We start from the raw sequence: 10900 nt of genomic DNA on the forward strand, positions 1-10900 counted from the left end.
TCTACAAAGTTATTTTTTCAACCAACCTATCTAGATATTTATAGGAAACCTGACCATTGCCCAAGAATGGAATTAAATAAATCTGGATATTCTCATTCAAATATCCCTTTTGAGTCGGTTTATCCAAATTTAGCTCCTTCCAATCTATATCGAATTCATTGAAAAACTTTTTAAACTCATCCCATTTTGATTTTCCATAACAAATTATTGTATCAGCTTGAAAATCCTCAGAATTAAATAAATCACTGAACAGCTTTTGCCTTTTAGGCAAAACTGTTTCTTGATATTCCTTCTTACTTTTATATTGTGGAATTATTCTTTCCTCTTTTGGTGTATTTTTATCATCAATCCAAGAATTCATGTTCCTGCAAGGAATTGGGTAGATTTCAGTTAAAAGAGTATCTCCTTCCTTATTTAATGTACCCAGATAATTGTTTTGATATTCTCTTAAAGCCTGGCTTTTATTCTTGAAGAGTTCATTGGGCATTTTACCATCTATTCGTAGTTTCAAATAAGACATATATCTCCACACCGGCTGGAATTTAACCTTATTCGAAGGATCGTAACTATGTAAATTATAATCTCCATTTAATCCTAAATGTTTTAAATGAAAATCACGACAATCTAACAATTCGTAATTTTTGATTCCAAGTCTTATATGGAGATTTTCAATCCCTCCTCCTGCTTCTTCTAGTCCAAAAAATATTGTCTTAGCATCTTTTCGACCATACCCTATAAAATTTTCGAGTTTTTGTAGTTGAGAATCTGTAATTTTTTTCAAGTGTTTAGATTTTAGTTGGCTTATTAAAATAGGATTATTTTTTACACCTAAAGGTTAAACCATAAATTAATATTCAGAAATTTTCCATTCAACTTCTCCCAGGTCAATGGTATTGATCATTTTCATCTCCAGGGTAGCCGGAATAACATCTGGGCTGGCTATATGTAAACACAATTCGTAACCTCCAAAGGTTTCTTCCTCCAGGTTGGTCCTGTTGCCGTAACTGCGTTCGGCTATGATGTGTTGATATTGTTCTTCGGTAAGAATAATTTCGAGTTTTCTCATAATGAATTAGATTCAATACAAGATTAAAAATTTGCAGCGACAATTTATGTCGTTTACAAGCAAATTGAGGAACGAAAATTAAAATGTCGGGAAAATGTGGGGAAATCAACCATCTAAAAACTAAAAAGCCTTGAAAATCAACAGATTAACAAGGCTTTCAGTACTCAGAGCGGGACTTGAACCCTACAATTTTTAGGGCTGGGCAGAACTCAATAAGTCAAGGCTAACCTCCAGTATTTCCAATAGATACCACTACTTTTATGTTCCAAAGGTAATTGAATAGAATTGAATTAAATAGATCTAGATAGATTTTCTGCGTACAATTTGCGTACATTTTTTACATGCTATATGTTTGTCATTCTTAAAACTTATAGTATGGCTACCATTTACTTCCTTTATCGCTCCTCCCGTGAACAAGCACCTTTAACGGTACGCTTACAAGATCACGACAGTAACAACAAAAAATTTCAGTTTCAGGCCAAAACAGAACTAGAGGTATCCAAACAATACTGGAACACAACCAGACATAAGAAGCGCAACGTAGATGCAGTGGACAAAAGTAAAATTGCTGAGGTTAATACTGAACTTTCGAAATTAGAGAACTACCTCCTAACCAATTATAAGATTCAAAAACCTGAACCTCATCAAAAAGATTGGCTTAAAATAACCTTGGAAGAGTATTACAATCCAAAGACTGAAGAAGCCGTTACAAGCGATCTGATAACAGATTGGATTCAAAACATTATAGACAATGCTAACACTCGAGAGAACGCAACAGGAAGCCTTGGAATATCTAAAAGCAGAATCAAATCATACCAGACGCTCTTGAACCTTTTTAAACAATACCAAGGGCGTAAAAAGTATAAGGTAAAAAGTTTGGACATCAAGTTTGGTAAGAATTTCCTGGACTGGATGATTAACTCTCAAAACTATTCAGAGAGCTATGCTAAAAAGAGAATTGACGACCTTAAAACAGTCTGCTCTGAAGCTGAAATTAATGGAGTTGAAGTTAGCCCTCAACTAAGAAAAGTAAAAGGAGGCAAGACTAAGAATGATTATATCATCTACCTTACTCCTGAAGAGTTGAAAAAGATTGAAAAGACTGAAGTTAAAACTGACTCCCTAGAGAATGTTAAGAAATGGCTTCTATTAGGTTGTTCAATTGGACAGAGAGGAGGCGATCTCTTAAAGCTGACAGAAAAGAACTTCATTACTCGAGATGGTTTAGAAGTAATTGAATTGAAGCAGCAGAAAACTGGCAAAAATGTTACTATCCCAGTGCTACCTAAAACCAAAGAAATTTTAAAGGAGGGACTACCATATAAAATAGCTATTCAGAACTTCAATAATGACCTTAAAACCCTTTGCGAAATTGCGGGTATAGATTCACCGACTCAAGGATCCAAAATAGCTATGTTAAACGCCAAGGGGGAAATAATCGAGAAGGACAAAAAAGGTAGATATAAAGAGAAAGGCGCTAAAAGGAAAATCATTGGCACCTTTCCTAAACATGAATTAATAACTTCTCATGTGTGTCGCAGAACCTTCGCAACAAATCAATACGGAATTATACCAACACCTATCTTGATGCAAATAACAGCCCATAGTACAGAGAAAATGTTTCTTAACTACATAGGAAAATCAGCCATGGATTATGCTCAACAATTTGCAGATCTATACAAGAAATTAGACCTTACCTCTTAAAACTGCACTAAATGAATCCTATTATTATACACCTTGCAAACCTTAGGTTTTATGCAAACTTCAAGCGAAGCAAAGCAAATAATTTCGACCAATACATCAAATGGATTGATCAAGGTGAACCTGAGAATTTTAATTGGTTTGATTCGGAAGATAATCAAGCAATTGAAAACTTTAGCTACGTAGACCCGTTAGAAGAGGCGGAAATATTGGGAGATGCAGAAGACTTTTTAGAGGAAGAAAAAGACGAAAGTTCCAGTTCCCCTAGAGAAGGCTCTGAAGAATGGTATAGGTTTATCACAACTCATATTGAATATTTATTGAGTAAAGCTGGCACCAAAATCATCCTTAAAGCAAATCTATATGACTCTCTGAAATTGTTGTTAATCGATCCAGATGAGCAATTAGCAGAGCGCTTCAATAAGCTCAGAGACTTTATAAACATTCCTGCTAAAGACTTTCTTGATTACGCTAGTTCAATGCAGCTGAAAGAACCTCATGAGTTTTTTAGAGTCTTTTCAAAGTCCCATGACAAAAAAGTTAGAAATAATCCCCTTATCGATTGCTACCCTAGGATTTTCAAGCTGTGTGAAGATTACGAATTTTATCTAAGACTCACTGAACAGTTAATTAACCCCCAAGCTGACCTCAACTATATATTCTATGAGATGAGGAAGGACAAGCTTATTTATTACTATTGTAAGCCAGAGTTTCAGGAGTTGATAAATAAAACCATTAGTGAAGATTATACGATTTACTCTGAATCAAAAGTAACGTCCAACTTCGAAAAAGTGTACAGGAATACCTTCAATAGCTTCTACTAAAATAGTATTCCAAAATTGAGGAATTACAATTCCTTTATAACAGAAACCACCATATCCACTTTTGTCGTGTTCAAAATAAAAACACAAGACAAATGGATACTATCCTATTCAATGGGGTCGACCCACAAGATTTTAAGAAAGAAATTTTAGAAGGCGTTCAAGAATATCTTCAAGACCTTCTCGCTCAACAAAAACAAAAAGAAGTTTCAGATTACTTAACTCGCCAGCAGGCCGCTAAAATGCTAAGTATTGACCTCAGCACCCTCCACCATTGGACGAAAGGAGGGAAATTAACCTCTTACGGTATTGGCAAGCGTGTCTACTACAAGAAAAGCGGAATTGAGGAAGCCATGGTTAAACTTGATTAACTGTGTTCATGATAGATAAGTACAATACCAAAGTTAGCATGTTTCAATGCTGCAAGTCTCCAGTAGTTTTAAAAGAAGTTCCAGTTATCAAGATCCTTAATGAGATAAAAACTGGCGGTGATAATCTTGATTTACTCCAGAAAGCTCGACAACAGGGAAAAGGCAGCTGCATTTATGATAAAATTAAAACTCAAAAACTGAACACCTTTTCACCGAATGCCTCTTTTAGCCGCAAAAGAAAAGCGTCTAGGATTAAAAACTTAACTGGCCTAGTGTATTTGGATATTGACGGCTGCACTGAGATAGATTACCAAAACCCCTACATTTTTGCGACTTGGCTATCATTAAGCGCCACTGGAAGAGGAGTTTTAATAAAGATAAAAGGTGTTACTGAAGATAATTTTTCTTCAGCTTATACTTCAATAGCTCGGGAGATTGGATTAGACGTAGATCCCAATTGTAAAGATATCACTCGGCAGGTAGTTATATCTTATGATCCAGAAATTTATATCAACCATGGTAGTAAAGCGTATCATTATAAAGAAGTAGAACCACAGGATGAACTAAATATCCCCCTTACGGTATCCAAGAAAAGAAAAAAAGAGAAATGCGACCTAAAGGGGGATAAATTATTCGATAACATTAGATGGGATAATATAGAAGACTACGATTTAAAAGGAGAGGACTTTGTAATATTCGACGAGAACCAGTATTTCTCCAAGGCTTACATCCCTGAAACAATTGAGGAAGGAAAAAGAAATTCAACGATAAACTCGACTATACATCAGTTAAAAGCTTTGAATCCAGAGCTCTCACCTACCGACCTATATAGGCTAATCAATATACTCAATTCTAGGTGCTCCCCTCCTCTTCCATATTCAGAAATAGAGGAAGTAAAGAGAAAATTATCCGAAAAGCTCGAAGAAAATGATCAGTTTGAACCACTGCCTAATTACCGACGCCGAGTTATATTTGCAAAGGGTATTAATAAGAGGGATAGGCAGAAGATAGGAGCACAGGTCTCAGGAGAAATCAAAGTCAACACAACCTTAAATAAGATACAGGAATGCTTAGATGATTGGGATCTTTATAAAGGAAGAGTAACCAATAACAAAATTGCTAAAGCCATAGGTAGATCTAAAAAAACGGTGGATAAATACTCGGCTAGGTTCAAACTCCAAAAAAAGATAATTAACGAGAATCTAAGATCCTAAACTTTTGTTTCGGCTCTCGACCCGCCATCAGATAGCCTTATTGAGATGTATCTATTCATATATCAATACCCTAATTTTAAATGAAGTTTTTGAATTAAGAATGACTTATAAAAGCCTTTTAGAGTTGGCAGGAGAGTAAAATCTTAATCTGTCAACTCTAACAAGCTTTACACTCTGAACAAATGCTTTAAAAAAGGCTTAATATACTTGAGCATATTCGCTCTGGAATAACACTTTAGCACTTGTAGCCTTATTCACTTCCTCTCTAACTCGCTGGTCGGTCATATCAAGATACATAAGTTTATCATCGATTTTTGTTATTGCCTCAATTCTTCGGAATAAAGACCCATTTTTCTCTGCATAAGCCGCTAAACCAATTAATTTAGCTAAGGCATCACTTAAATGATGACTATGCGGATCTATAATATCAGCTGTGATTGAACCATTTTCTTTTTTCGAGAAAAATAGAAAGTCTGGCCTCAGAATACTGTATTTTTTATCATGAAAATAACTAATTCCAAGTGAATCATGGGTAGCATATCCAGGGTTTCTATACCATCCTATATTATCATCCATAGCCAACTCTTTATTTACGACTTCGGTCTCCCAACTATTTAGGTCACTAGGAAACATTTTATCTTCCGAACACATTAAATGCTTTTTAAAGGAAGGCAATTGGGTCTCCTTGTCATTCTCTAGGGCAGTAGTTGCAACAACCCAAGAAGATGGCTTAGAAAGCTCCTTATCCATTGGTTCACGACTCCAGCTTTTTAAAACTCTATATTCTTCTTGCCTTTTATCTGAGAGGTTTTTAATTTGACTTCTATATGTGCTCAACCACTTTTTCGAGATCCTATCAGCTTCAGATTCTAAATACTCTTGAACTTCCTCAATTAACCCCAAAGAAGCTATTACAATATGAGCGGCAAATAAAGCCTCTTCCTCTGATTCATTTTCTTGATCCTTCTCTGCCAAATATTCTGCATACGTCCTGGCTAAATCGGGACTTATAATCCTACCTGCTCTTCTATATGCATCTTCAATAACAACATAATCAGCATTTTCAACAAAATCATCGAACGATTTTGTCTCTTCGGCCATATCAGTTATCAGGGTTTTACCTTTAACAACCAAGACCTGTTTACGCGCCTCTGCAATTTCCTCTGAAAACCTCACAAGGGTTGCATCCAAGGCTTTATGAAGCTCGGTATGAGCCTTTTTACCCGCATCTTCTAATATTTTATCAGTTGCTAATTCTTGCGCTAAGGCTGTCAATCGTTTTACTGGTTTAGCATTTATTGAAGGTATACCTTGTGATGGCAACTTTTCGAAATAACTCCATAATTCATTTCCAAAATCACTATTTGGCTTCACGTCGATTGGCTTTATCAATACTCGCCTACCTGGAATACCACCTGAACCATCATCTGAACCTCCCTTCATTAATGCATCAGCAACTGTCTCAACTGTCTTTTTATCAAACGAGGGGAGTAAACATTCGACAGCATTTAACCTATGATTACCAGGAATCCTTCTAGCAAGAGGCGTTCTAACCATTCTCCCAAGGAGCTGAGTAATATGTGTTTTGTCCTTTGCTGGACGAAAGGAAACCATGACTTCAGCTCTTGGACAATCCCATCCAGTACTTATTGCATCCTTTGCTATTAGTACTTTTATACGTTTTGTTTCCTGAACACGCTCTGGCGAAATATACTCTATTTCATGACCTCCAAATTTTTGTTTTGTATGCTCTCCAAAAACATGAGCTACAGAACTAGAATCGATTTCATCCCATTCTTTAAAAATTGCATCTAATGCTCTGCCTATATCACCTTTATCCGGTGTATTTGGTACCTGAAGAACCATTAGTGGAACAACCAGATTCTCTTCGCCCTGTTCTTTAGCGTAATTCTGCCACTCAACTGTTATTTCTTTGAGCTTTTGAGCACCTCTTCTAACTAGCACTGTATCAACCTGTCCAGTTTGATCGGGTACATCGAGTATTATAGTATCTTTTAGTAATCCAGAATCCTGGACTTTTGAAGAGTCTACAATTACATTAGGCAATGTTGCTCGGTTCTTTGCATCTTCAACCGCATTATTGAAACGTTCAACAGTTGCAGATATACCCCAAACAATTGGTATAGGAGGGACAGTACCCGTCCCGTTTATCAGCCGCTTTACTATCGTTGATTTTTCCTTTTTGATCGAATCCGATCTTTTTCCCATACCCCTATGGGCTTCATCCAATAATAGATAAAGAGTCAAGTCCTCATCTTCGATTGTATTCTGTATTGTATCCCAAATAGTAAAAGCTCTTAAATCTGGTTTAGAGTCTGGGAATAGGTTTTGTTGTTTATCATCAATATCTTCCTTGTACACATGCCCCCTAGTTAACAGACTGGTTTTACTAAGCTTTTGAGTATTCAAAAAGTATATTTTACCTGGCTCAAACTTTTCTTGATTGAAGGTATTTTCAACAACTACTAAATCGGAGAAATCAAGTTTATCAGAGGCTTCTAATAATCGATATCTTGACTGCTCATTTAGCGATGGATCATCACTAAACCAAATTACAGCTGCAGAAGGATCAGCTTCAAAATTAAAGCTATCATCTCCATAAAATAAAGCTTCGAAAACGGCAGCCGCCATTACAGTTTTACCTGCACCCGTTGTTGCAGTAAGGGAAAAGGCATGGATATCACCATCCTCTCGCCATCTTTTAGAAGCTTTTTCAAGTCTATTCAAACTTTCATTTACAGCTTCTTCCTGATAGTCTTTTAAAGTAAATTTCATGTAATTCTATTCAATTGTAAATTGAAAATTTTTCAGATATGATTCATATAATCTTACGGGTTCAACTGACTCTGGCAATTGCCTAACAATAGCTTGGAAACGCCTATCGTCATTAGTTACAATAAAAACCATGGTGATTGATTTACTAGCTTTCACTGGCTTGATAAACTCAGAACTTTTATCTAGATCAACTAATAGAGCATAAGAATCGGCTACTTCCCAGCCTCTTTCTGGAAGTTCTTGAATCCGCTTCCCTCGACTGCCTGCCTTCATCCATAATAGCGGTGCGATTTGCTTAAATGCCAGATTATGGTTTACTGCTAAAGGGGTATGATAAGACAAGGTAAAAAATTCAGCATTTTCATTAAAACCATCAGAAATAGGAAACTCATCATTGAATTTATACTCTCCTTCAATAGGTTTCCCCTGCGGTGTGACGCCTGTTATTGCAGCCTCAATTCTTGGCTTAGTAATGTAATCGCAAATCCCCCATTTCTCCCACTCTGGGTCACCAGCTCTGAATCCTTTTTTAATAAGAGCTTTTTGCTCATCAGCGGAGACCTCATTATTAGTAATCGATATACATTGTCTTTCTCCATTGTCTTGGCGATTTAGACGCATTACCGCATGAGCGGTAGTACCCGATCCAGAAAAAAAATCAAGAACCTTTGCTTCTTTATTTTCACCTACTACTATTCTTAATGCATCTTCAACAGCATAAAGGCTTTTAGGAAATGGAAACTTCCTTTTTCCTATCAGAGCTTTAAGTAACGAAGTGCCATAAGCTCCAGCTTCATGACTTTTTTCATTCCAATTGGTTGTTGGTCTTGATGATTTTCCAGATGGGTCAACAACGATCCAGGAACCATCTTCTCGTTGACCTTTCTTATACAGAATACCGTTGTCAATTTTCTTAATGTTAGGTGCCGTTAGATATGAAAATACGTAAGGTTGAATTTGCGAGTCCTCTTTTCGCGAAACTCTCACAAAACCTTTACTTAATGCTTTTTCCAAACTTGGTTTGGTAAGCCCCCAGTTCATATGATGCTCGTCTTTTTCCCTAATAGGAAATACAGCTACACAACCATTAATATTTTTGATTTTGGAAATATCATCTTCTGGCTTTAGTGGCTCTCCTATAACCTCAATTTTATGTGTGTTCTTATTAACATATATAGGATAAAATTGGGCAGGACCACCTTTCTTAGTGCCTCGCGCAGATTCATCATCAGTCCTTCTCAAGTATCTCCAACGTACCTCTTTCTCTTCTCCCTTACCTACCTTATCAGGGACTTTTGCAGACCCAATAAATACGTAATAAATATATTCATCAGTTCTAGAGAACAGTGCCCTCCCCGTACCCTTTGGGTTAATAACTGATGAGATCATTTGGATCTGTGCTTCTGGAAAAGATTGCTCCAATAAAAGCCCAAGTCTATTTATTTCTTTTTCATCAATAGTAACGATTAGAACACTACAGGAAGGATTAAGCAATTTTTTTGCAAATACAAGCCTTCTTTCCATGAATGCAAGCCATTTACTGTGGCGATAATGATCATCCGACTCAACATAGTCATTATTATACTTCCAATCTTTAGCTCCAGTGTTGTAAGGAGGATCAATATAAATAGCGTCAATTTTCCCCTTATGCGTAAAAGTCAATGCTTTTAGTGCATGATAATTCTCACCATTGATAACGGTATTATAAGGTTTATCTTTGCCTTTCTCTACCTTTCCTGTAGAAATAAGACCTGGATAAATGGAATCCTGAAATTCAGCAACTACAATTAGGTCTTCTACTTTTACTACCTGTGTTTCTGCTACATCGTGACCCAATAATTCAATTGTGGCCAAATGATCATTCTTTTTCTTAAAAGTATCTTTAACCTGCCAAAGCCGCTTGTCTGAATTTTTAGTGCTTCCCCGCTGAGGTAGCACTCTGATTTTATCTCCTCTTCTAACTTCTCGGTTCGCCAATTCAACATTCTCTGGTTTATGACGTTCAAAATTTAACCCAAATTGTCTTCTGGCAGAGAGGACTTTAATTTCCTTAGCTAATTCATTGCCTATTTTCGGGTCTTTTGCTTTAATCCTCGATAGTAGTTCCGTTAGTCTCGACATTTATATTTTTGGTAAGTAGGGAATTATTATTCTTATTTTTAGAATGGAGAACAAAAGAAAAACTGTAGGGCGTTTTTCGCGTATCAATTATAGTAAGATTTATCAGAAATTCCTAAAGAACTATATGTAGTTTATATCGCTTTTATAATAAGCAACACACTAATCAAATTAGAATTAGAGATTAACTTTTTACAACTCACACAGTATTATAATTTTACACTCTTTATGAGTGATAAGGGTATGTACTTCCCAGCCCCCCCTTCTAATTCAAAGAAAAACCAACCTATTTCGAGGGGGAGGGGTGTGAATTAAAAGTCAAAATTGCGATAAAAGAAGCTGAAAAAAATAGAGATGTTTTCTAACGCTTTCAACTAAGATAGATTTCGATAAATGTATAAGGCTAAAAAAATGATTAGAATAGTCCTTAAGTATAGCCCTGCGTACATTTAAGCGTACAAAACAGACCACTTAAAAATAAAAAACCCTCAAAATCAATAGATTAAGAGAGTCTTTGGTACTCGGAGCGGGACTTGAACCCGCACGACCGTTGCTGGTCATTGGATTTTAAGTCCAACGTGTCTACCAATTCCACCATCCGAGCGTAATATTATATAAACTGAGCGAAAAACGGGATTCGAACCCGCGACCTCCACCTTGGCAAGGTGGCGCTCTACCAACTGAGCTATTTTCGCGTTTTTAAGAACATTTGCAATAATGGCGACGCCTTTATTGCGGAGGCAAATTTAAGACAAATCTTATAATGGCAAAGAATTTTTTAGAGAAAAATACAGGCTTTTAGCTACAAGCATT

Annotated in this window: 8 protein-coding genes and 2 tRNA genes; 4 read left to right on the forward strand and 6 right to left on the reverse strand. The window is 36.3% G+C overall.

What is annotated here, in order from left to right; all coding sequences use genetic code 11:
- Position 1: 1 nt before the first annotated feature.
- Positions 2 to 781: a hypothetical protein gene (locus tag FLP08_RS05710; RefSeq protein ID WP_156274926.1), complete on the reverse strand. Its 780-nt coding sequence runs from the start codon at positions 779 to 781 to the stop codon at positions 2 to 4.
- Between the two features lie 66 nt (positions 782 to 847).
- Positions 848 to 1066, reverse strand: a complete 219-nt coding sequence (locus tag FLP08_RS05715; protein WP_156274927.1) for a hypothetical protein — start codon at positions 1064 to 1066, stop codon at positions 848 to 850.
- Positions 1067 to 1441: 375 nt separating this feature from the next.
- Here FLP08_RS05715 and FLP08_RS05720 point away from each other — a divergent pair, with 375 nt between their 5' ends.
- The 4 genes from FLP08_RS05720 to FLP08_RS05735 all read left to right on the forward strand — a co-directional run bounded on the left by FLP08_RS05720 (position 1442) and on the right by FLP08_RS05735 (position 5173).
- Positions 1442 to 2770: a phage integrase SAM-like domain-containing protein gene (locus tag FLP08_RS05720; RefSeq protein WP_162430942.1), complete on the forward strand. Its 1329-nt coding sequence runs from the start codon at positions 1442 to 1444 to the stop codon at positions 2768 to 2770.
- An 11-nt stretch (positions 2771 to 2781) separates the two neighbouring features.
- Entirely contained in the window at positions 2782 to 3591 is an 810-nt protein-coding gene (locus FLP08_RS05725) for a hypothetical protein (RefSeq protein ID WP_156274930.1), read from the forward strand.
- A 92-nt stretch (positions 3592 to 3683) separates the two neighbouring features.
- Positions 3684 to 3959 (forward strand): helix-turn-helix domain-containing protein, encoded by a 276-nt coding sequence (locus tag FLP08_RS05730; RefSeq protein WP_156274931.1) that lies wholly within the window; start codon positions 3684 to 3686, stop codon positions 3957 to 3959.
- A gap of 8 nt (positions 3960 to 3967) precedes the next feature.
- Positions 3968 to 5173 (forward strand): BT4734/BF3469 family protein, encoded by a 1206-nt coding sequence (locus tag FLP08_RS05735; protein ID WP_156274933.1) that lies wholly within the window; start codon positions 3968 to 3970, stop codon positions 5171 to 5173.
- A gap of 198 nt (positions 5174 to 5371) precedes the next feature.
- On the opposite strand, the gene FLP08_RS05740 is transcribed toward FLP08_RS05735, so the two are convergent.
- From FLP08_RS05740 to FLP08_RS05755, 4 genes are all read right to left on the reverse strand, one after another.
- The gene (locus FLP08_RS05740) at positions 5372 to 7969 is read right to left on the reverse strand and encodes a DEAD/DEAH box helicase (protein WP_156274935.1); all 2598 of its coding nucleotides are present in this window, start codon (positions 7967 to 7969) and stop codon (positions 5372 to 5374) included.
- Between the two features lie 6 nt (positions 7970 to 7975).
- Positions 7976 to 10090: a site-specific DNA-methyltransferase gene (locus FLP08_RS05745; RefSeq protein WP_156274937.1), complete on the reverse strand. Its 2115-nt coding sequence runs from the start codon at positions 10088 to 10090 to the stop codon at positions 7976 to 7978.
- 512 nt (positions 10091 to 10602) lie between these two features.
- Positions 10603 to 10691 (reverse strand) — tRNA-Leu (locus tag FLP08_RS05750).
- 18 nt (positions 10692 to 10709) lie between these two features.
- A tRNA-Gly gene (locus FLP08_RS05755) sits at positions 10710 to 10782 on the reverse strand.
- Between the last annotated feature and the right edge of the window lie 118 nt (positions 10783 to 10900).

The sequence above is a fragment of the Christiangramia aestuarii genome (genome assembly GCF_009735585.1).
GTDB classification, from domain to species: domain Bacteria; phylum Bacteroidota; class Bacteroidia; order Flavobacteriales; family Flavobacteriaceae; genus Christiangramia; species Christiangramia aestuarii.

What these genes read in the sequence shown, in the direction of transcription:
- FLP08_RS05715 (WP_156274927.1), bottom strand. Translation starts at nt 1,066, where the DNA reads ATGAGAAAACTCGAAATTATTCTTACCGAAGAACAATATCAACACATC.
- FLP08_RS05720 (WP_162430942.1), top strand. Translation starts at nt 1,442, where the DNA reads ATGGCTACCATTTACTTCCTTTATCGCTCCTCCCGTGAACAAGCACCT.
- FLP08_RS05725 (WP_156274930.1), top strand. Translation starts at nt 2,782, where the DNA reads ATGAATCCTATTATTATACACCTTGCAAACCTTAGGTTTTATGCAAAC.
- FLP08_RS05730 (WP_156274931.1), top strand. Translation starts at nt 3,684, where the DNA reads ATGGATACTATCCTATTCAATGGGGTCGACCCACAAGATTTTAAGAAA.
- FLP08_RS05735 (WP_156274933.1), top strand. Translation starts at nt 3,968, where the DNA reads ATGATAGATAAGTACAATACCAAAGTTAGCATGTTTCAATGCTGCAAG.
- FLP08_RS05740 (WP_156274935.1), bottom strand. Translation starts at nt 7,969, where the DNA reads ATGAAATTTACTTTAAAAGACTATCAGGAAGAAGCTGTAAATGAAAGT.
- FLP08_RS05745 (WP_156274937.1), bottom strand. Translation starts at nt 10,090, where the DNA reads ATGTCGAGACTAACGGAACTACTATCGAGGATTAAAGCAAAAGACCCG.